At 65.8% G+C, this 24,556-nt stretch carries 17 protein-coding genes; 9 read left to right on the top strand and 8 right to left on the bottom strand.

Annotation, left to right across the window (positions count from 1 at the left end; genetic code table 11):
* Nucleotides 1-9: 9 nt before the first annotated feature.
* Nucleotides 10-3,087 carry an Rne/Rng family ribonuclease gene (locus F8237_RS00250; RefSeq protein WP_151641857.1) on the bottom strand — a complete coding sequence of 1,026 codons (3,078 nt, stop codon included), beginning with the start codon at nucleotides 3,085-3,087 and terminating at the stop codon, nucleotides 10-12.
* A 705-nt stretch (nucleotides 3,088-3,792) separates the two neighbouring features.
* Here F8237_RS00250 and F8237_RS00245 point away from each other — a divergent pair.
* The 7 genes from F8237_RS00245 to F8237_RS00215 all read left to right on the top strand — a co-directional run bounded on the left by F8237_RS00245 (nucleotide 3,793) and on the right by F8237_RS00215 (nucleotide 13,176).
* Nucleotides 3,793-5,085 (top strand): N-acetylmuramoyl-L-alanine amidase, encoded by a 1,293-nt coding sequence (locus tag F8237_RS00245; RefSeq protein WP_151641856.1) that lies wholly within the window; start codon nucleotides 3,793-3,795, stop codon nucleotides 5,083-5,085.
* 228 nt (nucleotides 5,086-5,313) lie between these two features.
* Nucleotides 5,314-7,818 (top strand): penicillin-binding protein 1A, encoded by a 2,505-nt coding sequence (locus tag F8237_RS00240; RefSeq protein WP_151641855.1) that lies wholly within the window; start codon nucleotides 5,314-5,316, stop codon nucleotides 7,816-7,818.
* 108 nt (nucleotides 7,819-7,926) lie between these two features.
* A protein-coding gene (gene prfB, locus F8237_RS00235; RefSeq protein WP_151641854.1) for a peptide chain release factor 2 occupies nucleotides 7,927-9,058 on the top strand; the annotation gives its coding sequence in 2 pieces (ribosomal slippage) (nucleotides 7,927-7,995 and nucleotides 7,997-9,058; 1,131 coding nt in all).
* Nucleotides 9,058-9,939 carry an NAD(P)-dependent oxidoreductase gene (locus F8237_RS00230; RefSeq protein WP_151641853.1) on the top strand — a complete coding sequence of 294 codons (882 nt, stop codon included), beginning with the start codon at nucleotides 9,058-9,060 and terminating at the stop codon, nucleotides 9,937-9,939. The genes prfB and F8237_RS00230 overlap by 1 nt, the downstream gene beginning before the upstream one ends.
* 13 nt (nucleotides 9,940-9,952) lie before the next feature.
* Nucleotides 9,953-10,828 carry a DMT family transporter gene (locus F8237_RS00225; protein ID WP_151641852.1) on the top strand — a complete coding sequence of 292 codons (876 nt, stop codon included), beginning with the start codon at nucleotides 9,953-9,955 and terminating at the stop codon, nucleotides 10,826-10,828.
* 92 nt (nucleotides 10,829-10,920) lie between these two features.
* A complete protein-coding gene (locus F8237_RS00220) occupies nucleotides 10,921-11,832 on the top strand; it encodes a DMT family transporter (protein ID WP_151641851.1) in 912 nt (303 codons plus the stop codon).
* A 108-nt stretch (nucleotides 11,833-11,940) separates the two neighbouring features.
* Nucleotides 11,941-13,176: an ABC transporter substrate-binding protein gene (locus F8237_RS00215; RefSeq protein WP_151641850.1), complete on the top strand. Its 1,236-nt coding sequence runs from the start codon at nucleotides 11,941-11,943 to the stop codon at nucleotides 13,174-13,176.
* Here the strand turns inward: F8237_RS00215 and F8237_RS00210 are convergent, their stop codons facing one another.
* Genes F8237_RS00210 through F8237_RS36180 form a run of 5 tightly spaced genes read right to left on the bottom strand, consistent with a single transcriptional unit; the run spans nucleotide 13,177 to nucleotide 18,691 of the window.
* Nucleotides 13,177-14,439 carry an O-antigen ligase family protein gene (locus F8237_RS00210; protein ID WP_151641849.1) on the bottom strand — a complete coding sequence of 421 codons (1,263 nt, stop codon included), beginning with the start codon at nucleotides 14,437-14,439 and terminating at the stop codon, nucleotides 13,177-13,179. It abuts the gene before it with no gap.
* 2 nt (nucleotides 14,440-14,441) lie between these two features.
* Entirely contained in the window at nucleotides 14,442-15,830 is a 1,389-nt protein-coding gene (locus tag F8237_RS00205) for a glycosyltransferase family 4 protein (protein WP_162005817.1), read from the bottom strand.
* Complete coding sequence (locus tag F8237_RS00200; protein ID WP_151641848.1) at nucleotides 15,827-16,567, bottom strand: ABC transporter ATP-binding protein; 741 nt, start codon at nucleotides 16,565-16,567, stop codon at nucleotides 15,827-15,829. The genes F8237_RS00205 and F8237_RS00200 overlap by 4 nt, the downstream gene beginning before the upstream one ends.
* A 2-nt stretch (nucleotides 16,568-16,569) precedes the next feature.
* Entirely contained in the window at nucleotides 16,570-18,522 is a 1,953-nt protein-coding gene (locus F8237_RS00195) for a glycosyltransferase (RefSeq protein ID WP_151641847.1), read from the bottom strand.
* 7 nt (nucleotides 18,523-18,529) lie between these two features.
* Nucleotides 18,530-18,691: a hypothetical protein gene (locus tag F8237_RS36180; protein WP_167527452.1), complete on the bottom strand. Its 162-nt coding sequence runs from the start codon at nucleotides 18,689-18,691 to the stop codon at nucleotides 18,530-18,532.
* A 127-nt stretch (nucleotides 18,692-18,818) separates the two neighbouring features.
* On the opposite strand from F8237_RS36180, the gene F8237_RS00190 reads away from it, so the two are divergent.
* On the top strand, nucleotides 18,819-19,697 hold the full coding sequence (locus F8237_RS00190; protein ID WP_162005816.1) for a DUF6502 family protein: 879 nt from the start codon (nucleotides 18,819-18,821) through the stop codon (nucleotides 19,695-19,697).
* Entirely contained in the window at nucleotides 19,694-20,884 is a 1,191-nt protein-coding gene (locus tag F8237_RS00185) for a DUF5666 domain-containing protein (RefSeq protein WP_151641845.1), read from the top strand. The genes F8237_RS00190 and F8237_RS00185 overlap by 4 nt, the downstream gene beginning before the upstream one ends.
* Nucleotides 20,885-20,927: 43 nt before the next feature.
* On the opposite strand, the gene katE is transcribed toward F8237_RS00185, so the two are convergent.
* Both katE and F8237_RS00175 read right to left on the bottom strand, forming a co-directional pair.
* Complete coding sequence (gene katE / locus F8237_RS00180; protein WP_151641844.1) at nucleotides 20,928-23,051, bottom strand: catalase; 2,124 nt, start codon at nucleotides 23,049-23,051, stop codon at nucleotides 20,928-20,930.
* Between the two features lie 91 nt (nucleotides 23,052-23,142).
* Complete coding sequence (locus F8237_RS00175; protein ID WP_201280170.1) at nucleotides 23,143-24,519, bottom strand: M23 family metallopeptidase; 1,377 nt, start codon at nucleotides 24,517-24,519, stop codon at nucleotides 23,143-23,145.
* Between the last annotated feature and the right edge of the window lie 37 nt (nucleotides 24,520-24,556).

The raw sequence follows: 24,556 nt of genomic DNA, 5'->3' as shown, positions 1-24,556 counted from the left end.
ATTCCCTTTTTATTCGCCGCCGCCGAACCGGCGCGACCACCAGCCGGCGCGCCGCGGTGCGCTCGATGTTTCGGTCGCCGCTTCCGGTCCGGGTTCAGGCGCAGGCGGAGGCGGAGCAACCGGCTCCGGCGCCGATGCAACCGGTGCTGCGGGCTCGCTCGAGCTGCCCGACAGGAAGCTCACCTTTTCACGGACCGTGGAGCGGCGCCGCGCGGCCTTATCGTCGGCGGGCTCTTCGTCTGCAACCAGGAGCTGGGGCTGGGCCGGCGCTTCGGCTTGCGGCTCGACGCGTGGCTCAGGCTGAGCGACCTGCGGCTCGACAATGTTGACGTGCTCGGAATGCGCGATCGAGGGCGCAGCCTCGCCGCTCGCCCCGTCGAAATCGGCGACGGCGTCGCTCGCTTCCGGAGGCGCATTGCCGCCGAGTTCGTCGCCGATAGAGCCGGCGAGACCTTCCTCGTTGCCACCGCGCCGACGGCGTCCGCCACGGCGACCGCGCCGGCGGCGGCGATCGCCGCTACCCTGCTGCTCGCCACGGGCTGCCTGCTCCTCGCCGTCCTCGCCGCCATCCTGCTCGGATTCGGTATCCTCCTCGCCTTCGCCGGCCGCAATGGCCGGTTCGGGAAGGGTGGGCGGGCTGTCCTCGCGAAGCTCACCGTCGCGCTGGCCACGGCCGCGGCGGCGGCGGCGGCGCTTGCGGCGCTGGCCGTCCTGCTCGGTCGCGGCGTCGCCGGCAGCCTGCTCTTCGGTGAGACCTTCGGTCTCCTCGGTCTCGACCTCGGATTCGGTCTCTGGATCGAATTCCTCGTCGTCATAGGCCTCTTCAACGGCCAGCGGCGGGCTAACGGCCGCCTGCGCCACGAGCAGCGCCTTGGCGGCTTCGAGCGTGTGCACCTGCTCGCCGCGGTCAATGAGATAGGCCTGCGGGCCGCTCACGCTGGGGTCGGCGATGACCGACAAAGAGACCTTGAAGCCGTTTTCGAGATCGCGCAGATGACCGCGCTTGTGGTTGAGCACATAGAGCGCGACGTCGGTGCGGGTGCGGACCACCAGATTATGGGTCGCGCCCTTCATCAGGATTTCTTCAAGGCCGCGCAGGAGCTGGAGCGCGACCGAGGACACCGATCGCAAATGGCCGGTGCCGCCGCAATGCGGGCAGGGATCAGTCGAACTCTCGAGCATGCTGGCACGGATGCGCTGGCGCGACATCTCGAGCAGGCCGAAATGCGAGATGCGGCCGACCTGGATGCGCGCGCGGTCCTGCCTGAGGCAATCGGACAGCTTGCGCTCGACCGCGCGGTTGTTGCGCTTCTCGTCCATGTCGATGAAGTCGATGACGATCAGGCCGGCGAGGTCACGCAGGCGAAGCTGGCGGGCGACCTCTTCGGACGCCTCCAGATTGGTCTTGAGCGCGGTGTCCTCGATGTGATGCTCTCGGGTCGATCGGCCGGAGTTGACGTCGATCGAGACCAGCGCCTCGGTCTGGTTGATCACGATATAGCCGCCGGAGCGCAGCTGCACCGTCGGCGAGAACATCGCGTCCAGCTGACTCTCGACGCCCATCCGCGAGAACAGCGGCTGGCCGTCGCGATACTGCTTCACCGCGCTGACATTGGCGGGCATCAGCATCTTCATGAAGTCGCGCGCCTCGCGGTAACCGGCTTCGCCGGCAACCGAGATCTCGTCGATTTCCTTGTTGTAGAGGTCGCGCAACGACCGCTTGATCAGCGAGCCTTCCTCGTAGACGAGGGTCGGGGCCTGCGACTTCAGCGTCAGGTCGCGCACCGTCTCCCACATCCGGATCAGATATTCGAAGTCGCGCTTGATCTCGGGCTTGGTGCGGGCGGCGCCTGCGGTGCGCAGGATGATGCCCATACCCTCGGGCACGTCGAGGTCCTGCACCACTTCCTTCAGGCGGGAACGGTCCTGCGCGCTGGTGATCTTGCGGCTGATGCCGCCGCCGCGCGCGGTGTTGGGCATCAACACGGCATAGCGGCCGGCGAGCGAGAGATAGGTCGTCAGCGCTGCGCCCTTGTTGCCGCGCTCTTCCTTGACCACCTGCACCAGCATCACCTGGCGGCGCTTGATGACTTCCTGAATCTTGTACTGGCGGCGCGGGCGGAAGGTGCGTGCCGGCACCTCTTCGAGCACGTCGTCACCGCCGACGGATTCGACGACTTCCTCTTCGGCGTCCTCGTCATCCTCGTCCTCGTCATCATCCTCCTCTTCGGAGTCGTGATGAGGGGCCTCATTGCTCTCGCCGGCGGCGTACACCGTATCGGCCGGTTCCGCCGCGGCGGTCACGGCTTCGGCCAGGGCCTCGGCGTGCGCCTCGGAGGCGGCAGCTTCGCGCGGCTCGGCGGCGGTCTCGGTCGCAACCACGGGCTCGGCGCCAAAGGCTGCGACAGGCGCGGGGGTCTCGTCGGTATGATCATGGTCGTGATGATCGTGCTCGCCGTCATGACCATGATCATCATGATCGTGGGCGTGATGGTGATCGTCATCATGGGCATGATGATGATGGTCGTGATCATGTTCGCCATGGTCGTGGTCGTGATGATCGTGTCCTTCGTGCTCGCCGTGATGCTCCGCATCGGCGTGCAGATGCTCGCCTTCGTGCGAAGCGCCCTCGGCGTGCTCCAGCCGGGCCTCGCCGTCGACCGGCTGGGCCGCCAGATCGGCGCCTTCGACGATGTCGCTGCGGACGCGTTCGCCCTGGCTGCGACGGCGGGAGTTGCGGTGGCGTGAGCGGCGGCGGCCGTGGGAGCGGTTCTCGCTCTCTTCCTCGGCTTCGCGATGGGCCTGTTCTTCGGCCTCGATCAGCGCCTGCCGGTCGGCAACCGGGATCTGGTAGTAGTCGGGATGGATTTCGCTGAAGGCGAGGAAGCCGTGGCGGTTGCCGCCATACTCGACGAAGGCTGCCTGTAGCGAGGGTTCGACCCGCGTGACCTTGGCGAGGTAAATGTTCCCGCGCAGTTGCTTGCGTTGCGCGGTCTCGAAATCAAACTCTTCGACGCGATTGCCGCGGACCACGACGACCCGGGTCTCTTCCGGGTGGGTGGCATCGATCAACATCTTGTTGGGCATGTCTTAGCTCTTGGCGGCGGCGGGCGCGATTCACCGTGGGCGCCATGATGTGCGCTGCCGGGTGACGCGACGGTCCACCTGATTCGGGGGTGAGGGGAAGGCCGAAACGCCGTCTCTCGCGCCTTGCCGGACCGGAAGCCGAAGGGCCGAAGCGGCGCGCGGGATTGTCTCTCCGCAGCGTCGCGAATGGTCCTTCAGAATTCGTCGGCACAGTCTGGCGCATCAAGCGTCGGCCCGTATGAAACACTGGGCGGCGAGGCCGCCCTTCAATCAGTTGCTGCTGGCCAGGCATGGCGCGAGCGCGCTCGCCTTGGGATTACGAACCGCCCCCTTGGGATTAAGGGACCGGGTAACGGGTTACGCCGCTGTCAGAACCGTCCCGGACACACAGTGGTAGCCGGGGACCGTCCACCGCCGGTACTTGCCCCGCTCCATCTCGCTGCCGCGCACCGCGCTGGTCTTTGAGAGAAACGGAAAACGCTGGAATTCCCAAACCTTGAGAGTTCCGGCGCTGCACCGGGAGGCTGAATGCGACACAACCGGAAATATCGGCCGTCAGCACTCCGTACATACGTGGAATAGACCATCCGTGCAAGGAGCGTCGCACGACGGTCACAGTCGGCAAGTTTCGCGTCTCCGTCATTAAGGATCGATTAACCCTGTGGTTCTATTGCCTTAAAAGGGCTGCTCGGAGGCACGGAATCGGTGGCGAGCCGCGCAAATCAAAGGGTTTTGCTGGGATGCGCGCTTCTCTGCGCCGCGGCATTGCCATGTGCTGATTCTTCGCGCCTGAAGGCAGCGGAGAGTCAGGCGCAACCCTCTGTTGCGGCAGTCAATTTTCCCGTCGCCTCAGCTGCCCGGCTGGCCGGCGACGGCAAGCAGACCCGGTTCATTCTCGACATCGATCAGGCCGTCACCTTCCGCGCGGTGATGCTCGCCGACCCGTACCGGGTGGTGATCGACGTTCCCCAGGTCAATTTTCAGCTTCCCGCCGGCACCGGGGCCGGGGGGCGGGGACTGGTCAAGGCCTTCCGCTACGGGCTGGTCATGCCCGGCGGATCCCGAATCGTGTTCGACCTGACCGGGCCGGCCAAGATCGCCAATTCATACGTGCTGGAGGCGGCCAACGGCCAGCCGGCCCGGCTCGTGCTCGAGCTCGAGGAGGTCGATCGCGCCGCCTTCGTGCAGTCGCTGCCTCCGGACAGCCGCCCCGAATTGAGGCCCGCCATCGCCGACGCGCCGCCGGCGACGGTTCCCGCCGCCTCCGCCGAAGCGGCGCAGCAGAAAGCCGATGGCCGCCCCATCGTCGTGATCGATCCCGGTCATGGCGGCATCGACAACGGCACCCAGTCGAGCGGCGAGAGCGAGAAGAACCTGGTTCTGGCCTTCGGCCTGGCGCTCCGCGACAAGCTCGAAAAGGCCGGCAAATACCGTGTGGTGATGACGCGAGACGACGACACCTTCATCCCCCTCAATGACCGGACCAAGGTCGCCCGCAACCTCAAGGCCGCGCTGTTCGTCTCCATTCACGCCGACGCGCTGCCGCGCGCGGAAGGCGATGCGCAGGGCGCCACGATCTACACGCTGTCCGACAAGGCCTCCGACGCCGAGGCGCAGCGTCTGGCGGATGCGGAAAACCGGGCGGACGCAATCGCGGGTTTCAACCTCGCGGAGGAGCCGACCGATGTCGCCGACATCCTGATCGACCTCACCCAACGGGAAACCCGCACCTTTTCAAACCGTTTTGCCCGCCTCTTGATGGGCGAAATGAAGTCGACCGTGCGGATGCACAAGCATCCCCTGAAATCAGCCGGCTTCCGGGTGCTGAAGGCGCCTGACGTACCGTCGGTGCTGGTCGAGATCGGCTACGTCTCCAACAAGGGCGACCTCGAGCATTTGGTGTCCGATGGCTGGCGGTCGAAAGCCGTCGGCTCGATGGCGCAGGCGATCGACGGGTTCCTCGCCAAGCGCCTGGCGACGGCCGGACCGTCGAATTGATCAAGGGTTTTTCCGTCCCGCCGCAAAAGCCCTAGTTTGGCCACAGCGGACGCTTTATAAAAACGCCTCAGGGGGTTCCGGAATCGACGAGAATCCCCGTTCGGCAAGCGTCTTTAGGTCCGGCACGGATGGTATTGAGTCGGCCGGTGAATTCGCGACGTGAGGTTGGCGCCTGTTTTGGTTCGGGTGCCAAGGGGCTGATCCAGAGTTTGAACGGATAAACAGATAATGCGCTTGCTGGTGCGGTTCATGGGCTTCCTGTTCGCCGCGGGAACGGTGGTGTTCCTTGTCGGTGTCGGGGCCATAGCAGGCCTGATCTGGCATTTCTCCAAGGACTTGCCGGACTACTCTCAGCTTCAGGATTACGAGCCGCCGGTGATGACCCGCGTGCACGCGGTCGACGGCTCGCTGCTCGGCGAATACGCCAAGGAGCGGCGGCTGTATCTGCCGATCCAGGCGGTGCCGAAGCTCGTGATCAACGCGTTCCTCGCGGCCGAGGACAAGAATTTCTACGAGCATGGCGGCATCGACTACACCGGCATGGCGCGCGCCGGCGTGGTCTACATCCAGAATTACGGCTCGAACCGCCGTCCGCAGGGCGCCTCCACGATCACCCAGCAGGTCGCCAAGAACTTCCTGCTCACCAACGAGGTCTCCTTCGCCCGCAAGATCAAGGAAGCCTTGCTGGCGATGCGGATCGAGAAGACCTACTCGAAGGACAAGATCCTCGAGCTGTATCTGAACGAGATCTATCTCGGCCTCGGCGCCTACGGCATCGCGGCCGCTTCGCTGGTCTATTTCGACAAGTCGGTGAACGAGCTGACCGTCGCGGAAGCGTCCTATCTGGCCGCGCTGCCGAAGATGCCCGCGACGCTGCATCCGGTCCGCAACCGCGACCGCGCCATCGAGCGCCGCAACTACGTGATCGACCGTCTGGTGGAGAACGGCTGGATCAAGCAGGCCGACGCAGACAAGGCCCGCAAGGAGCCGCTGGCCGTCACCAGCCGCTCCAACGGTGCTCACACCTTCGCCGGCGAGTATTTCGCCGAGGAAGTCCGCCGCGACATCTTCGAGCGTTACGGCGAGAAGAAGCTCTACGAGGGCGGTCTCTCCGTCCGCACCACGCTCGATCCGAAGATCCAGGTCATGGCGCGCAAGGCCATGGTCGCCGGCCTCGTGAACTATGACGAGCAGCAGGGCTATCGCGGTGCCATGAGCAAGCTCGATACGTCGGGCGACTGGGGTGTGAAGCTCGCCGAGATCAAGTCGCTCTCCGACATCTCGCCGTGGCGCATGGCAGTGGTGCTGGAGACCAGCGACCAGTCGGCGCGGATCGGTTTCCAGCCGAGCCGCGAGCTCGGCGGTGCCGTGAGCAAGCAGCGTGAGACCGGCCTCATCACGGCCGACGGCGTGCGCTGGGCGAGGGCGGCCCAGGGCAACGCGAAGGGCAAGACCCCGACGTCGGTCGCGCAGGTGTTGCAGCCCGGCGATGTGATCTATGCCGATCCGCTTTACTCCAAGGAGGGACAGCCGGTCGAAGGTCAGTACCGGCTGCGCCAGATCCCCGAAGTGTCCGGCGCGATGGTGGCAATGGATCCCTGGACCGGCCGCGTGCTCGCGATGGTCGGCGGCTTCTCGTTCGACCAGAGCCAGTTCAACCGCGCCACGCAGGCCTACCGTCAGCCGGGCTCGTCGTTCAAGCCGATCGTCTATTCGGCCGCGCTCGACAATGGCTACACGCCCTCGACCGTCGTGCTCGACGCGCCGATCGAAATTGACCAGGGCCAGGGTGCCGGCGTGTGGCGGCCTGAGAACTTCTCCTCCGGCAAGTTCCAGGGACCGGTGACGCTGCGCAACGCGCTGCGGCAGTCGCTCAACACCGTGACGGTGCGGCTCGCGCAGGACATCGGCATGCCGCTGATCGGCGAATATGCCCGCCGCTTCGGCGTCTATGACGAACTGCCGAACTATCTCTCCTATGCGCTCGGCGCCGGCGAGACCACGGCGATGCGCATGGTCACGGCCTATTCGATGCTCGCCAATGGCGGACGCCGGGTGAAGCCGACCCTGATCGACCGCATCCAGGACCGCTACGGCCACACCATCTTCAAGCACGACCAGCGCGAATGCCGCGGCTGCGACGCGCCGGGCGGCTGGAAGAACCAGGCCGAGCCGCAGCTGATCGACCGCCGCGAGCAGGTGCTGGATTCCATGACCGCCTATCAGATCACCGAGCTGATGGAGGGCGTCGTGCAGGCCGGTACTGCGACCGTGGTCAAGGAGGTCGGCAAGCCGATCGCCGGCAAGACCGGTACGACCAACGAGGCCAAGGACGCCTGGTTCGTCGGCTTCTCGCCCGACGTCGCCGTCGCCATCTATATGGGCTACGACAAGCCGCGCGCGCTCGGCAAAGGCAACGCCGCGACCGGCGGCCATCTGGCCGCTCCGATCGCGCGCGATTTCCTCAAGCTCGCGCTCGCCGACAAGCCAGCGGTTCCATTCAAGGTGCCGGCCGGCATCAAGCTGGTCCGCGTCGTCGCCAAGACCGGCATGCGCGCCGGTCCCGGCGAGACTGGCGGAACCATCCTCGAAGCGTTCAAGCCGGGCACGGCGCCGCCGGATAATTACTCGGTCATCGGCGTTGCCGATGCCGACGGCCGCATGCCGGCGTCGCAACAGCAGCAGCCGGATTCCGGCTTCTTCATGCGGCCGGGCACCGGCGGGCTGTACTAGCGTATAAGACGGACGATCGCGGCCGCGGCGGTTGCGCTTTGCGGCCGCCGCCGCTACACCGCGACCTCAATTGCACGCGGAAACAATTCCGCGAGATCAGAGAACGACATGCGCGCCGAAATCGAACGGTTGGTAGAAGAGATCAAGCAGTCAGTCGGGCTGCTGAGGAGGCATCTTTGACGTCGAGAAATCGACGGCGCGCCTCGCTGAGCTGAACAAGCTCGCAGAAGATCCCAACCTCTGGAACGATCCCCAGAAGGCCCAGAAGCTGATGCAGGAGCGTACCTCGCTCGAGGATTCGCTGTCCGGCATCGGCAAGGTCGAGCAGGAGCTCGAAGACGATATCGGCATGATCGAGCTCGGCGAGGCCGAGGGCGATACCGGCGTCGTGGCCGAGGCTGAAGCTGCGCTGAAGGCCCTCAAGAAGGAAGTGGCGCGGCGCGAGCTCGAGGCGCTGCTGTCGGGCGAGGCCGACCGCTTCGATTCCTATCTCGAAGTTCATGCCGGTGCCGGCGGCACCGAGAGCCAGGACTGGGCGCAGATGCTCTTGCGTATGTACACGCGCTGGGCCGAGACGCACGGCTTCAAGGTCGAGTTCCTCGAAGAGTCCGAGGGCGAAGAAGCGGGCATCAAGTCCGCGACGATCCAGGTCTCCGGTCATAACGCCTATGGCTGGCTGAAGACCGAGGCCGGCGTGCACCGGCTGGTGCGCATTTCGCCGTTCGATTCCAACGCGCGCCGGCACACCTCGTTCTCGAGCGTGCAGGTGTTTCCGGTCATCGACGACAGCATCAAGATCGACATCAAGGAATCCGATGTCCGCGTCGACACCATGCGTTCGGGCGGCGCCGGCGGCCAGCACGTCAACAAGACCGAATCCGCGGTGCGCCTGACGCACATCCCGACCGGCGTTGCGGTGGTCTGCCAGGCCGGCCGCTCGCAGCACAAGAACAAGGCGCAGGCCTGGGACATGCTGCGTGCACGCCTTTACGAGATCGAGCTGAAGAAGCGCGAGGAGAAGGCCGCCGCCGACCAGGCCGCCAAGACCGATATCGGCTGGGGTCACCAGATCCGCTCCTACGTGCTACAGCCCTACCAGATGGTGAAGGATCTGCGTACGGGCGTGCAGACCTCCGACACCTCGGGTGTGCTCAACGGCGAGCTCGACGACTTCATGGCCGCGACGCTGGCGCAGCGTGCCTTCGGCACCCCGGGCGCTGACATCGAGGACGTGGATTGATGCCGCGCGTTGCCTTCATCGGGCTTGGGCGGATGGGCCATGGCATGGCCGGCCGCTATCTCGATGCCGGCTTCACGGTGACGCTGTGGAATCGCAGCAAGGCAAAAGCGGACGACCTGATCGCGCGCGGCGCACATTGGGCGACCTCGCCAGAGGATGCCGCGATCGATGCCGACGCGGTCGTGACCATGGTCGCCGATGACGACGCCTCGCGCGCGGTCTGGCTTGGCCCCAAGGGTGCGGCCAAGACGGCGAAGGCCGGCACCATCGCGATCGAATGCTCCACCGTCTCCTATGACCACGCCTGCGAGATGGGCCGCGAACTCAACGCGCGCAGCCTCATCTATCTCGATTGCCCCGTGACGGGTTTGCCGGATGCGGCCGCCGCCGGAAAACTGACGCTGCTGGTCGGCGCCAACGCGGCCGACCTCGATCGCGCGCGGCCCTATCTCGATCCCATCGGCTCGACCATCCGCCATTTCGGACCAGTCGGCGCCGGCACGGTCTACAAGCTCATCAACAATTTGATGGGCGCGATCCAGATCGCCGGCCTCGCCGAGGGTCTTGCGATCGCGGAGCAGGCCGGGCTCGACATGAACCTGGTGCTGGAATCGATCCAGGCAGGTGTGGCCGCCAGCCCGCAGGTGCAACGCCACTCCAAGCGCATGGTCGCCCGCGATTTCAGCGGCGCGACCTTCACGGCGGCGCTGCGGCACAAGGATGCCGCCTATGCCGTCAAGCTCGCGGAGAGCCTGCTGGCCGACAAGCCGCTGGTCTCGCGCGCCGCGGTCGAGTCCTACGCGCAGGCGAAGGCCGCCATGCCTGATGACGACGAAGGCAGGATGATCGAGCTGGTGTCGCGGCCGAAGAAGCCGTCTTAGTCGGTACATCCACATGGGGCTGCCTCGTTCGGAACGCGGTCTCGGCATTGCCCTCGTCATCGCCGCCGCGGTTGCCTGGAGCACGGCGCCGTTTTTCACCCGGTTGCTGCCGTTCGATCCCTGGACCATCCTGTTCTGGCGCGGCGTGTTCGCCGGCAGCATGATCTCGGCGCTTCTCGTCCTGATGCAGGGACCAGGCGCGTTGCGGCAATTGATTGCCCCGGGACGCGACGGCTTGCTCGTCGCCTCGTTGTCGACCATCGGCATGGTCTCGTTCATCCCCGCGCTTCAGATGACCAAGGTGATGAACGTCGCGGTGCTGATCGCGACCCAGCCCTTCGTCGCGGCTGCACTGGCGTGGCTGTGGCTCGGTGAAGCCGCGAGATGGCGCACGCTGATTGCGAGCCTGATGGCTTTTGCCGGAGTGGTCATCACGGTCGGCGGCGTGCAGGCCGGCGCCGATATCGGCGGCCTGGCCCTGAGCTGCCTGATGGTGCTCGCGATCTCCGCCATGACGGTGGTGATCCGGCGCCATCGCGAGACATCGATGGTGGCGGCAGCGGCGCTGTCGAACTTTTTGGGCAGCCTCGTCAGCCTTCCATTCGCCCGCGACATCGCTCATGTCGGCGGCAACAGCCTTGCGATCCTTGCCATGTTCGGCTGCCTTCAGGTCGCGCTCGGTCTGACGTTCTACATGCTCGGCTCACGCCTGCTGCCCTCGGGACAGGCCTCCCTGATCGCGACGCTGGAGACGCCGCTGATGCCGTTCTGGGTGTGGGTAGCCTTTCGGGAGGTACCTGCGGTGCATGCGCTGATTGGCGCCGCTCTGGTGATCGGCGCGGTCGTCGCCGATATTGTTGGCGATGCGCGCAAGCGCGAAAAGACCTAACAGGCCGACCTGCCAGAGCAGTTATCGTTTCACCGGAAATCGGGTGGCGCTATCTGGTGGCTTGGGCTAGCTCAGCCACCGAGGTGAAACCCATGTCCCCGAACGACAACCGGATCGACGCGCGAGACTGGTCGCTGCTCGCCGTGCTCTCGGTGCTCTGGGGCGGATCGTTCTTCTTCAACGGCGCGGCGCTGCGGGAATTGCCGCCGCTGACACTGGTGTTCCTGCGCGTCGCGCTCGGCGCGGCCATCCTGCTGCCGCTCCTGCGCATGCGGGGGATCGCTTTTCCCAGGGGGCTGACGGGCTGGACACCGTTCGTCACGATCGGGTTGCTCAACAACGTCATTCCATTCTCGTTGATCGTGATCGGCCAGACCTTCATTCCGAGTGGACTGGCGTCGATCCTGAATGCGACCACGCCGCTGTTTACTGTCATGGTGATGGCCGCCGCAGGCGAGGAAGCCTTGCAGATGCGCCCCGTCGCCGGCGTGGCGCTCGGCCTTCTCGGCGTGATCATCCTGCGCGGATGGGGCATCGAGACCAGACCGGGGCAGGGGCTCGGCATTCTGCTCGGACTTGGCGGTGCGTTCAGCTATGGCTTTGCGGCGCTCGCCGCGCGGCGATTGCTCAAGAACGTGCCGCCGCTTGGCGCCGCAGCTTTTCAGTTGATCGCCTCGACGCTGATGATGGCGATCGTCGCCGGCGCGACGGAGCAGCCGTGGCGTCTTCCGATGCCGGGGATCGCGACCTGGCTCGCCGTGCTCGGCCTCGCCGGTCTGTCGACGGCATTGGGCTACATCATCTTCTTCAGGGTGCTGCAGCGCTCGGGTGGGACGAATGTCATGCTGGGGACATTGCTCGTTCCGGTGACGTCCATCCTTCTCGGCTGGCTTGTACTCGGTGAGGCGATTTCGGTGCAGGAAGTCATCGGCGCAATCGTCATCGGCAGCGCGCTGCTGGTGATCGACGGGCGCATTCTGCATCTGCTGCGGCGCACGCTATAAGTTCCAGATCGCCGTTTCACCGCGCGGAAAATCGTAGCGCTTGCCAGCCGCTATCCTGCTTGCGACACTCTCCACAAAACAAGACTACAAAACACAGGGGAGAGAACGATGCCGGGTCGTCGCAAAAACCTTGCTGCCCTCGCCATGCTTGCTGCCGGCGTGCTCGTCACGACACCGGCCTCGGCGCAGAAGAAATACGACCCCGGCGCCACCGACACTGAAGTGAAGATCGGCAACATCATGCCCTATAGCGGGCCGGCCTCGTCCTATGGCGTGATCGGTAAGACCGAGGCAGCCTTCTTCAGGATGATCAACGACCAGGGCGGCATCAACGGCCGCAAGATCACCTTCATCAGCTATGACGATGCCTATTCGCCGCCGAAGGCGATCGAGCAGGCGCGCAAGCTGGTCGAGAGCGATGAGGTCCTGCTGATCTTCCAGCCGCTCGGCACACCCTCGAACTCCGCGATCATGAAATACATGAACGCCAAGAAGGTGCCGCAGCTGTTCGTCGCCTCCGGCGGCACCAAGTTCGGCGATCCCAAGAACTTCCCGTGGACCATGGGCTTTCAGCCGAACTACCAGAGCGAGGGGCGGATCTACGCGAAATACATCCGTGACAAGTTTCCGAATAGCAAGATCGCTGTGCTCTGGCAAAATGACGACGCGGGGAAGGACCAGTTCAAGGGCCTGAAGGACGGTCTCGGCGACAAGGCCGGCATGATCATCGCCGACAAGTCCTACGAGGTCAGCGATCCCTCGATCGACTCGCAGATCGTCGCCCTGCACGATTCCGGCGCGGACATCTTCTTCTCGTGGGCCGCGCCAAAGGGTTCGGCGCAGGCGATCCGGAAGGTCGGCGAGCTCGGCTGGAAGCCGAAATTCTTCCTCGCCAACACGGCCACGTCGATCGCATCGGTACTGAAGCCCGCCGGGCTCGACTATGCGAAAGACATCATCTCGACCGCGTATCTCAAGGACCCGACCGATCCGACCTGGGACAAGGACCCGGCCGTGGTGAAGTGGCGCGAATTCATGGACAAATATTACCCCGATGGCGACAAGGCCAATGCCAACAACCTGTATGGCTATGTGCAGGCCGAGGCGATGGCGCAGGTGCTGAAGCAATGCGGCGACAACCTCACGCGCGAGAACGCGATGAAGCAGGCCACCAGCCTGAAGAATTTCCACACCGATCTGATGCTGCCCGGCATCATGGTGAACACATCGGCAGATGATTACTTCCCGATCGAGCAGATGCAGTTGATGCGCTTCAACGGGCAGGCCTGGGAGCTGTTCGGCGACGTCATCACGGGCGAGGTCGGCCACGAGCGCAGCCAGTAGTCAGGATTCAGCGCCGGCCCTGGTCTTCAGCACCATGCCGCCGGCGACGCCGACGCAGAGCACATACATCCACCCCTCGTGGAAATCGAACAGATGCGAGTTCAGCAGCGAGCTCGCGATGTTCTGAACGACGGCGACGAGGCCGATCCAGGCGGCAAGACCTTGGCCCAGGGCATCTCCTTCCATGAACAGGCGAAGGTGGGCAATCCACATCGCATAGAGAAGGACTACTCCGAGCAGGCCCCATTGCATGGCGACGTTGAGGGTCTGGTTGTGCGGATTGCTGACGATCTCCGCATCGAGGCTGCTGCCGCTGGTAGCGGCGCGCTCGAACTGCCGCTTGATCGAGCCGGTGCCATGGCCGATCAAGGGCGCCTCGGTGAAGGCGTGGAGCGCCTTGCGCCAATAGGTCAGCCGCTGCGCGGTCGAGGCGCGGCTGAGGTCCTCATGGCCACGGTGATATTCGACCGCGATGTCGGTGATGCGCTGGCGCAGATAGGGCGACGTCGTCCAGGCCAGCGCGCTCGCGGCGACAGCGCCCGCGAGCAGGAGCAGTGCCGCCCGCTGACTGAGGTGCTTCCAGGCAAACAGGGCGAGCAGCACGGCGATGCAGAGCAGCGCCGTGCGGGCGGATGCGACGAACACCATGTTGGTGACGAACAGCAGGATCAGCGCCAGGCACGCGGCCGTGGCGACCATGCGTCTGTCGCGCCAGAAATTCAGCGCGGGCAGCGCAAGCGCAAAGGCGCAGAGGGTGAATTCCTGGCTCTGGTCGATGTAGTTCTTGACGGGAACGCCCGCCGACGCCGTCGTGGTGATCTTCCAGGCGGGATCGAGCAACACGATCCAGGAATAGACCGCAAGCAGCGCGCAGGAGCCGAGAAAGGCGAGGCAGACCCATAGGCCGCGCTCCGACCGGCTGAAATGGTAGAGCAGCGCCGGGATCAGCACGAGCTTGGCGACCGGCTTGATCGCATACAGCCGGTCCGCCCACGCACCGTCGGACCAGAGCGTCCCGACGAGGGCGAGCAGCAGGAAGGCAAAGGGCAGCGCGAACGCGGGCCGGGCGAGCTGCCGCCCGTAGGCGCGCCAATCGATCGTCGGCGTCACCGCCAGCAGCCAGAGGCCGACGAGGATCGACGGCGCCGTGGTCGACCAGGGCAGCGAGGCCGCGATCAGGACGGCGAGCCCATCGGTGGTCCCCTTCAGCGCGGCCGAATTGCCGAGGGCGGGCCGGCGGCCATGTCCGTATTCGGCGTTCATCCCTACGATGCCAGCTGTGCGGCGGCGAGGCTGTCGCTGTGCACCTCATGTCCGAGGAAATCGCGGGCCTGGCTCTCGTAGCCGAAGCGCGCGGCGAGCTCGCTGCGCCGCGCCTTGATCCTGCCGCGGCACTCCTCCTGCCGCGCCAGCACGCGGGTGACGGAGGCCGCGATCGAGTCGGTCGAGAACGGGTCGAAATAGTCCGCAAGTTCGCCCGCGACCTCGCGGAACACCGCGATATCAGAGCACAGCACCGGCGTATTCGCGGCCAGCGCCTCGATGATCGGCACGCCAAAGCCTTCGGCGAAGCTCGGCATGATCAGCCCGTGGGCTTCGGCAATGAGGGCGGCCTTCTCATGCTCGTCGACATAGCCGGCAAAGCGGACGTTCGGCGGCAGATTGCGCATCCGGTTGATCTCGCCGGCATAGCCGATCACGACGAGGTCGGCCTGCGGCACGCCGCGGAAGGCGCGGATGACGGTGGCGACGTTCTTGCGCGGTTCGTTCGAGACGATGACGACAAAGCTCGGCCGCCCCGGACGCCCCGACGGGGCTGGCAGGTGCAGGACATCCGGGGCGTCGAACCGGGTGCGGGGATACACGACCCGCGCCGGCAGGTGGGCAAATTGCGGCAACAGGTCCCTGAACCGCATCATGCTGTAGTTTGAGACGAAGGCGAGCTCGTCGGCCTGCCGCAGGCTGGTGAACAAGCGCGACAGGAACAGCCGTGTCGCGACGTCGCTGAGCTTGAGGTCGGTGAGCGGCAGCAGATCGTGGACCACGCAGATCACCTTGGCGCCCGGTTTGCGCCGGATCGCGACCCGCGTCGGCGTGTCCACCACGATGACGTCGTAGTCGCGCGCGTCGACCCGCGGCGGCGGCAGCAGGAAGAAGGCGGAGGAATCCTGATAGCTGTAGAAGCCGGGCTCGAGCTGGAACTCGCGGAACAGCTCGAGGTGGCGCAGGTCGGGCGGGACGTATTCGATCGCGCCGGTCTTGTTCTCGATCCGCCGGGCATTCAATCCGCGCAGTCCGATGGCGCGCAGGAAGCAGAGGACGTAGTCCGGCGATACCGACATGGCCGCCTTGTGGCGCAACCAGTCGAGCGTGCACCGCAGGCCGTTGCGCGCCAGCGGCTCGGCCATGTTGATCTCGTCAAGGAAACGATAGAGTGCGAGCAGCTCGATGTTGCGCGCCTCCGACGGAAACAGCTTTGTCCGCAGCTCGCGCCGGCGCAGCTTGCGATAGCGCCGCGAGGTCTCGACCAGCAGCGTCAGCTCATGGCCCTCGGCCGCGAGCGAGCGCATCAGCTCGCGCGTGAAGTGGAAGATGCCGCGCTTGTGGTTGGGCTCGCCCAGCGCCTCGGAGACGACGAGGATGGTCTGTTTCATGCGCGTTTCTCGCGGAGCTCGAAGGCGTGCGTGGCAGGCGGCTCGACCGTCACGGTCGAGGCGATGCGGCCGTGATCGAGGTTGATGATGCTGGAGCAGATGCGGCGCAGCAGCGGCTGGTCGTGCGAGGCGATGATCACGATCGCCGCCTGCGCGACGAGGTGTTGCAGCCGCCGCTCGGCCTTCTCGGCAAAATGCTCGTCGACGACGCTGAGCCATTCGTCGAGCAGGAGGATGTCGGCCGGGAAGGCGGTGGCGGTGGCGAACAGCACCCGCATGAGCATTCCCGAGGAGAACATCCGCAAGGGCAGCCGCTGCATCCGCGTCTCGAGCTCGGTGAACGCCCAGATCTCGTCGATCACGCTGCGGGTCGGCTTGCGGCCGCTGATCCGCAGCAGCAGCGCGATGTTGTCCTCCGCCACGAAGTCCAGGTTAACGCCGGCGTTCAGGCCGAGCAGGGGCACGATGTTGCCCCTGACGGCGAGACGGCCGCTGCTCGGCGGGTACACGCCGGCGATGAGACGCAGCAGCGTCGACTTGCCGGAGCCGTTGGGGCCGGCAAGCCCGATGCGGGCGCCGGGCTCGGCCTCGATCGTGACATTGTCGACGGCGCGGATGGTCCGCATCTCGCCCGGCTCGCGGATCAGGTGGCCGAGCAGCCGCCGCTTCAGCGAGAAGTCGTAGGCGCCGTAGAGCGGATAGTCGAGACAGACGTTGCGCAGGCTGATCGAGACCATGGTCAGATCCAGAATGCGGCTTTGCGCAGGTGAACCAGCGTCAGCACGCTCGCAAAGATCAGCAGCGCCAGGGTGACGAGGACGTAGACGAGGCTGGTGGGGTCGACATGGCCGCCCGCAAGCGGCTCGCGCCACACCGCGAACAGGTGCGTCAGGGGATTGAGCCGCATCACCGTCGCGCGGTGGTTGATCATTTCGGCTGACCAGATCACGGGCGAGGCGAGGAAGGCGAGCATCAGCGTGGATTCGATGATCGGCTTGAGGTCGCGATAGCGCGTTGCCATCGCGCCAAGGACGAGGCTCAGGGCGAAGGTACAGGCCACGAACAGCAGCAATCCGGGCAGCGCCGCCAGCGCGTGAGAGAGGTCGTGGGGCGACAGGACGAGCCACAGCAGCAGCGGCACGCAGGCGTTATGCAGCGCGAACAGTCCCTGGCGGAACGTGCATTGCAGCAGGAAGATCACCGGCGGCAATGCCCGGTCGCGGATCAGGCTCGCGGAGTTCTGCAGCGCCGTGGTCGCGTCCAGCACCACGCTGTTGAGGAAGGTCCAGGCCGTCATCGACAGCGCCAGCATGGGGAGCCGCGACAGGATGTCGGCGTTCGAGATCTGGCCGATCACCGAGCCCAGCACGACGACCACGATCGCCATCTGCAGCGACATCCAGAACGGTCCGAGCAGCGAGCGCACGTAACGGTGCCGCATGTCGGACCAGGCCAAGGCGGCCGCGATCCGGACGCTGTCCTGCCAGCCCGTCGCCTGCGGCGGCTCGGCCGCGGCTGCCGATTCCCTGCAGGGCGCGGTGACGGCGTTGCGGTAGACGGTTTCCATGCCTTCCCGGAAGGCCGTGGTGGAATAGCGGGTGAGCGCGCGGGTGCGGGCCGACAATCCCATGCGCCGGCGGCGCTCGGGGTCGTGGATGAGGGTGTCGATGGCGTCCCCGAGCATGTCCGGATTGCCGGGCGGCACGGTGATGGCTTCCATGCCGTGGCGGGCGACGCGCGGCACGGCCGTATCGAGTGCCGTGTTCACGACCGGGCGCCCGGCGGCCATGGCCTCGAGCTGGACCAGACCAAAGGTCTCGGCGTTGGTCACCGACGACATCACGAAGACGTCGGACAGGCACATCAGCTTGACGCGCTCGCCGTCGCTGACCGAACCGAGCAGGCGGACGCGATCGCCGACACCGAGCTCCCCGATCAACTGCTCCAGCCGCGCTCGTTCGGAGCCTTCTCCGATGATCCAGACTTCGAACTTGCGGTTGACGGCGGCGCGGATCAGCATGTCGAACCCCTTGTAGGGCACCAGCCGGCCGCAGGCGAGCACGAGCCGGCCGCGGTCGTTGACATGGTTCGGCTCGATCTGCGGGCAGTCGTAACCGGAGGTGTCGATGCCGAACGGCACGACATGGCATTTGTCGTCGAATTCGCGCAGCAGCGGCGTGGTCTCGACCAGGACGTGGTCCGACACGATGATCGCCCTGGCCCGGCGCAGGGTTCGCCGCATCAACGGTTCGACGAACCAGCGCAGGCCGGCATGGGTGACGATGTCGGCGTGCCAGTGCACCACCAGCGGCCGTTTGGCGCCGAATCCCAGCGCGAAAACGAGATCGGCGAGCGGGAAGGGCGCGTGGAGCGCGAGCAGATCGTGCTCGGCGATTTTGCGCCACAGCCGCCACGGATAGGTCGGGGCGGCGGGGAGCGACAACAGGTTGCCGAACGAGCGGACGCGCTCGACCGGCACGTCGTTGACGACGAGCGCGCGCGGCTCGGCCGATTGTGAGCAGACCAGCACGGCTGAGGCAAAGGCGTCCTTCAGGCTGGCGCAGATGTCGCGGATCACCGTCAGCGTGCCGCCGAACAGGTCGGGATAATAGATCTTGAAGATGTGGAGCACCGACGGGCGGCGCGGGATTTCGGGCAAGACTTCCTGCAAGGTTTCCTGGCTGTGATGCATGGCGGCGTCAGCCTGCGAGAAGTGCTGCGACGAACGGTGCGGCCAGCACCGAGAGGAAGATCACGCCGCGCAGCAGCGCCGGCAGGATCGGCTCGATTGTGCCGTGCCCCCGGTCGGGAGCCGGCACGGCACGTAGCGAGCTGGAATTGCGGACCAAGCGGTCAGCCATGGGTGTGTGTCCCTTTACGTCGCGCCCCTCAGTGGCGTCTCGTATATGTGGGAAAATTTACCACGTCAAATGCAAAATGGGAAAATGTGGGATTGTGTCCCACGTGTGGCGCAGGTACAATTCAGACATGAACGCCAAGTCCGGGTCCAAAGCAGCGGCTGCGCAGCCGGATGCCGCCGCGAAGCTGCACGCGCCGCTGGCGCGGCTGCTGCGCCCGCTCGTGCGGCTCTGCATCCGCAGCGGCATGACCTTTCCGGCGCTGGCGCAACTGCTTCGCGAGCTGTTCGTCAACGTCGCCGAGCATGATTTCGCGCTGGAAGGCAAGGAGCAGACCGACAGCCGCGTCAGCCTGCTCACCGGCGTCCATCGCAAGGAGGTGGCGCGGCTGCGCGGCGCCGGCGCGCCCGTGAACGAGACGCCGGCGGCGGTGTCGCTGACGAGCGCCGTGATCGCGCGCTGGCTCGCCGCGCCCGAGTTCACCGATGCGAAGGGCGAGCCGCTGGCCCTGCCGCGCACGGCCGAGGGCGATGCGCCGTCGTTCGAGCAGCTCGTCGCCTCCGTCACCAAGGACGTGCGCCCGCGCGCGGTGCTCGACGAATGGGTCGACCGCAAGCTCGTCACCATCAACGCGTCCGACGAGATCGAGCTGGTCGAGGCCGCCTTCGTCCCATCAGGCGAGGACGACGGCAAGTGGCACTATCTCGGCCGCAATCTGCACGACCATATCGCTGCGGCCGAACGTAACGTCTCGGGCGCAGCGCCGCGCTTCCTCGAGCGCGCGGTGCATTACAACAACATCTCGCCGAAGCTCGCGCGCCGCCTCGAAGCGCGCTCGCGCGAGCTCGCGATGGACGCGCTGAAGACGGCCAACCGCGAGGCCAACCGCGCGCTCGCCAAGGACAAGGGCGGTGAGGCCCGCTGGAATTTCGGTATCTACATCTACAGCGAAGATGCCGACGACGAGGGCGAGTCCAGGGAGGGCGGCAAAGAAGGTGGTTCCTCATGAGCCGGTCGCCGCTCATATCCCGCCGGCTGCTGCTGACGGGCCTCTGGCTCGCCGGCACGGCCATGACGCGGGCGCAGGTCGGGCGCGGTACCGACCAGGGCATCGGCGGCACCGGGCTCACGCGCGGTGACGACCACGGCATCGGCGGCACCGGCATCGTCGGCGTGATCCAGCGCTTCGGCAGCATCTACGTCAACGGCGAGCGCATCACCTACGCCAGTGATGTCCCCGTCCGGATCGATGGCGAAGCGGCGAGCCCCAAAGCTCTGCGGGTCGGCCAGCTCGCACGCGTGGTCGCGACCCGCCGGGCCGACGGCACGCTCGTCACGCGCAACATCGCGATTGCGAGCGAGGTCGCAGGTCCGGTCGAATCCGTGAAGGGCAACGAGCTGACCGTGCTCGGCCAGAAGATCGTCGCGAGCGACAAGGAGAGCAAGCTCCGTACCGGCACGCAGGTGGCGGTCTACGGCCTGCGCCGCAGCGACGGCGTGATCGTCGCAAGCCTGGTCGAGCCGCGACGCGAGGCAACCGAGCGTGTCACCGGGCTCGTCGAGCGCGGGCCCGACGGGCTGCGCATCGGCGGGCTGAGGCTGAACGGCGTCGATCCCTTGCTGGTCGGCCAGCGCGTCCAGGTCGAGGGCAGCGCGAGCCAGGGCGCGATGCAGGCCGCGCGCACGCGGATCGACGATTTCTCGGATCTGGTCGGCGCAAGCCGCCTGTCGATCGAGGCTTACGTGCAGCGGGCCGGGGCGAACCTCCAGCTCGGCTCCGGCTTCGTCGCCCGTGACGGCTCGCGCTTCGGACCGGCGGCCGGCGAAGCGCGTATGGTGGTCAACGGTGTGTTCGACCGCTCGCGCGGCTTCCAGGTGGATTCGGCACAGGCCATCGGCCAGAGGTCGGGAGCACCTCCGTCCGGCGGTGGCAGTCCCAACCGGTCGCCCGGCGGCTCCATCCTGCATCCGAATCGTACCGCGCCAAACCCGACCGGTGGTCAGCCCGGTGCACCGGGCGCGCCTGCGCCCGGATCCAGCCCGGGTGCAAGCCCCGGCCCGGCACCGACGGGCCCGAGCGGCCCGTCAGGCCCGGGCGGCATGGGCTCGCCCGGCGGACCGATGGGGCCCGGCGGCGGCATGGGTGGTGGTGGCTTCGGAGGTCCCGGCGGTGGGATGGGGGGCGGCCGGCGCTGAGCAGAACCGAGGCGCACGCTGAGCGCGCCTCGGCCTTCCTTGCTCAGGGCATCTTGACGTGAGGCTCGCGCTCCCAGACCCGCAATTTGGCGAGGCTGTCGACAAACGACTTGGCCTCTTTCGCGCTTGCGATCGCGATGCAGCCTTCATCGAAATCTTCGGAAGCAATGCCGGCTTTTTCGAACAGCGGCAGCGCCGCATCGACGTAGCCGATGAACTTGCAGTGCGCGAACGCGTCGGCGAGGAAATCGCGTGCCGAGGATTCCAGCAACAGATCGTTCATCGCATCTGCAGCAGGCAGAAGCACCACCGCGTCGTAGAGAACCGACGGTCCTCCGTCGATCATCTGATCGGCGTCGATCCAGCTGCCGTCGCTGGCTTCAGCGCCCGTCACCTTCGGTGCGATGATCTCGAAGGTCGCTCCGGCCTTGTCGAGGGCGGCCTTGAGGGCCTTGAGGAGGCTTGCGTCCGAACCGTCGGTGACGAGGATACCCAGCTTGCGCCCCTCGAAGCGCTCCGGACCGTTTTCAACGATGCTCAGGGCGGGGGAAGGATCGAGATCCTGACGCGTGGGCACGGCTGCATCGGCAGGTTTCGGCATCTTCTGCAGGCCGAGCTTGTCTGCGACCTTGCTCGCCAGTGTCTCGTCGATATTGAGGAGATGCGAGACCATGCGCTCCCGGATCGCCGGAGTTTTCACCTTGCTCAGCTCGAACGTCAGGGCTGCAGCAATGTGCGACTGCTCTCCCGCGGTCTGACTGACGAAGAACTGACGGGCCTGGCTGTAATGGTCCGCGAAGCTTTCGGCACGCAGGCGGCGCTTGGCGCCTTGCTCCACCTCGGCGAACGGTGTGAAGCCGCGCTGCGGCGACTCTCTCGGGCCTTCGCCGAAGGAGTTCGGCTGGTAATTGACGCGACCGACCGGATTGCGCATCGCCATGTGTCCGTCCTGCTGGAAGTGAGCGAACGGGCATTTGGGGGCGTTGATCCGGATGTGCGTGAAATTGGGGCTTCCCAGCCGTTTCAGCTGCGTGTCGAGGTACGAGAAATTGCGTCCCTGCAGCAGGGGATCGTTGGAGAAGTCGATGCCCGGCGGAACGTTCTGGGTCATGAAGGCGACCTGCTCGGTCTCCGCGAAGAAATTGTCCGGCATCCGGTCGAGCACCAGCCGTCCGACCGGAACGGGCGGCAGGATTTCTTCGGGAATGAGCTTGGTCGGATCGAGCACGTCGAACTCGAAGGCGTCGGCAAAGTCCTGATCGAACAGCTGGAGCTGCAGCTCCCATTCCGGGAAATTGCCGGTCTTGATGGCGGTCCATAGATCGCGACGGTGGAAGTCGGGATCGGCGCCGTTGATCTTGACCGCCTCGTTCCACACGACCGATTGCAGGCCGAGTTTCGGCTTCCAGTGGAATTTGACGAAGGTGGATTCGTTCTTGGCATTGACGAGCCGGAACGTATGAACGCCGAACCCTTCCATGAAGCGGAACGAGCGTGGGATGGCGCGGTCGGACATCACCCACATGATCATGTGCATGCTCTCGGGGGTGAGGCTTATGAAGTCCCAGAAATTGTCATGCGCCGATTGGGCTTGGGGAAATGCGCAGTCCGGTTCTTCCTTCACGGCGTGGACCAGGTCGGGAAACTTGATGGCGTCCTGAATGAAGAAGACCGGGATGTTGTTGCCGACGATGTCCCAATTACCTTCCTGCGTGTAGAGCTTGACCGCAAAGCCCCGCACGTCCCGGGCGAGGTCGACCGAGCCCTTGCTTCCGGCAACGGTTGAGAACCGGACGAAGGCGGGTGTCTTTTCGCCCGCGCGCTGAAACAGGTCGGCCTTGGTGTATTTGGCGAGCGATTTGTAAGTCTCGAAGAATCCATGCGCCGCGTAGCCGCGCGCATGCACGACCCGCTCGGGGATGCGTTCGTGGTCGAAGTGGAAGATCTTCTCGCGAAAGTGGAAATCTTCGAGCAGGGTGGGCCCGCGGGGCCCGACCTTTAGCGAGTTCTGGTCGTCGGACACCGGGCCGCCCTGGGCCGTGGTGAGGACGCTCGCTTTGCCGGCCGCGGTTTGATGAAGCTCGCCACCTTCGCCACGTTCCAGCTTCTGGTCGTGGATGGTTGCCGTCCTCGCGGATACGCGAGGTGATTTCGTCGTCTTTGCCATCGTGAGGATCTCCGGGGGCGCCCATGGAGTCCTTCAAGCCGCCTGCGGAGGTTCCGTTCCTAGTGGGAGGCGGCCTCTTGTGGCCTTATACCTAGCCCGCGCTGAGGCGCACGCCGGCGCGCAGGAATTTCTGCGGATCGACCGCTTCGCCGTCGATGCGGGTTTCGTAATGCAAATGCGGACCGGTGGAGCGGCCGGTCGATCCGACGAGGCCGATGACCTGGCCGAGCTTCACGATCTCGCCGACCTTGACGTTGATCTCTGAGAGATGGCCGTAGCGGGTCGAGAGCCCGTTGCCGTGATCGACCTCGACCATGCGGCCATAGCCGCCGGACCAGCCGGCCGAGACGACCTTGCCGTTGGCGGTGACGCGCGCGGGATCGCCGGTGGCGGCACGGAAGTCGAGACCGGTATGCATCGCAGGCCGGCCGAGGAAGGGATCGCTGCGCACGCCGAATCCGGAGGTGAATTCGACTTCGCCGATGACGGGCTTGCGGTAGGGCACCAGCGCCAGCGTGCGATTGAGACGATCCATCTCGGCGCGCGTGGTGTTGATGCGAGAGAGCTGCTTCTCGAACGGGCCGGCATTGGCCGTCAGCTTGACGGGGACGAAAGGACCGCCCATCGCGGAGCGCGGCACGGCGGCTTCGAGGCTGGCGAGATTGAGGCCAAGATCGCTGACGACGCCGCGCATCCGGCGCATGCGTGAATCCATGCCTTCCTCGACGGCGCTGAGCGCCGCGATCTGGCGACGCTCGACCTGGTCAAGCGAGGTGGTCAGCCGGACCAGGACGTTGTCGAAACCCTGGTTCTTGGCGAATTGGTTGGTCGGCGGCGCGATGACGGCCGGCGCACGCGATTCGAGTCTCGCCTCGCGATCAGGGGGCGCGACGAAGATCACGGTGTCGCTGATCGGTGACGGCTTCGGTGTGCCCTGCGTCGCGCCTTGATTCGCGCCCTGGCTCGAATCGCCGCGCTGCGGGGTTGCGCGTGGGATCGACCCGGTCACGTCGGGCATGGCGCCAAGCGCCGTCGCCCGGGACTCCAGCGCCGTCTGGCGCTTCATGATCTGGTCGAGCTTCTGGTCGAACTGCTCCTGGTCGAGCAATTGGCGGCTGGTGGTACGGTCGACCTTGGCGCGCAGCTCGGTGATGCGGTCCTCATAGGCGTATTGCATCTCCGCCTGGCGGGCGATCAGCCGGGTCAGGACGTCGTCGCGGAAAGCAAAATACGTGGCGGTCGCCGCCGACCAGAGCCCGAGCAGTACGACCGTGCCGACCACGATCCAGAATACGACAGGTCCGAGCCGGACCTGCTTGCCGTGATGCACGATGGTGTAGGCGTCGTCGGTCGCGGGAGGGGGAATCGCGGCTGCCACGACCGCAGCCGAACGGCGCTGGAAGGCGCGTCCATGGTCGTGCGGGTGATGTTGGGGGTACTGCGAGAAGTGGGCAGAACTTTTCGACATCGGCACTCCGGCGCCGGTCGGAATGGTTCCTTACGGC

This window comes from Bradyrhizobium betae, assembly GCF_008932115.1.
GTDB classification, from domain to species: Bacteria; Pseudomonadota; Alphaproteobacteria; order Rhizobiales; family Xanthobacteraceae; genus Bradyrhizobium; species Bradyrhizobium betae.
Note: the sequence above shows the minus strand (reverse complement) of the source record. Positions and strands in the feature narration are given on the sequence as shown.

Excerpts from the sequence above, each read along its gene's own strand:
- F8237_RS00225 (WP_151641852.1), top strand. The coding sequence starts at position 9,953 with ATGGGGCTGCCTCGTTCGGAACGCGGTCTCGGCATTGCCCTCGTCATC.
- F8237_RS00240 (WP_151641855.1), top strand. The coding sequence starts at position 5,314 with ATGCGCTTGCTGGTGCGGTTCATGGGCTTCCTGTTCGCCGCGGGAACG.
- F8237_RS36180 (WP_167527452.1), bottom strand. The coding sequence starts at position 18,691 with ATGGCTGACCGCTTGGTCCGCAATTCCAGCTCGCTACGTGCCGTGCCG.
- F8237_RS00250 (WP_151641857.1), bottom strand. The coding sequence starts at position 3,087 with ATGCCCAACAAGATGTTGATCGATGCCACCCACCCGGAAGAGACCCGG.
- F8237_RS00190 (WP_162005816.1), top strand. The coding sequence starts at position 18,819 with ATGAACGCCAAGTCCGGGTCCAAAGCAGCGGCTGCGCAGCCGGATGCC.
- F8237_RS00185 (WP_151641845.1), top strand. The coding sequence starts at position 19,694 with ATGAGCCGGTCGCCGCTCATATCCCGCCGGCTGCTGCTGACGGGCCTC.
- F8237_RS00195 (WP_151641847.1), bottom strand. The coding sequence starts at position 18,522 with ATGCATCACAGCCAGGAAACCTTGCAGGAAGTCTTGCCCGAAATCCCG.
- F8237_RS00200 (WP_151641848.1), bottom strand. The coding sequence starts at position 16,567 with ATGGTCTCGATCAGCCTGCGCAACGTCTGTCTCGACTATCCGCTCTAC.
- F8237_RS00215 (WP_151641850.1), top strand. The coding sequence starts at position 11,941 with ATGCCGGGTCGTCGCAAAAACCTTGCTGCCCTCGCCATGCTTGCTGCC.
- katE (WP_151641844.1), bottom strand. The coding sequence starts at position 23,051 with ATGGCAAAGACGACGAAATCACCTCGCGTATCCGCGAGGACGGCAACC.
- F8237_RS00205 (WP_162005817.1), bottom strand. The coding sequence starts at position 15,830 with ATGAAACAGACCATCCTCGTCGTCTCCGAGGCGCTGGGCGAGCCCAAC.
- F8237_RS00175 (WP_201280170.1), bottom strand. The coding sequence starts at position 24,519 with ATGTCGAAAAGTTCTGCCCACTTCTCGCAGTACCCCCAACATCACCCG.
- F8237_RS00220 (WP_151641851.1), top strand. The coding sequence starts at position 10,921 with ATGTCCCCGAACGACAACCGGATCGACGCGCGAGACTGGTCGCTGCTC.
- F8237_RS00210 (WP_151641849.1), bottom strand. The coding sequence starts at position 14,439 with ATGAACGCCGAATACGGACATGGCCGCCGGCCCGCCCTCGGCAATTCG.
- F8237_RS00230 (WP_151641853.1), top strand. The coding sequence starts at position 9,058 with ATGCCGCGCGTTGCCTTCATCGGGCTTGGGCGGATGGGCCATGGCATG.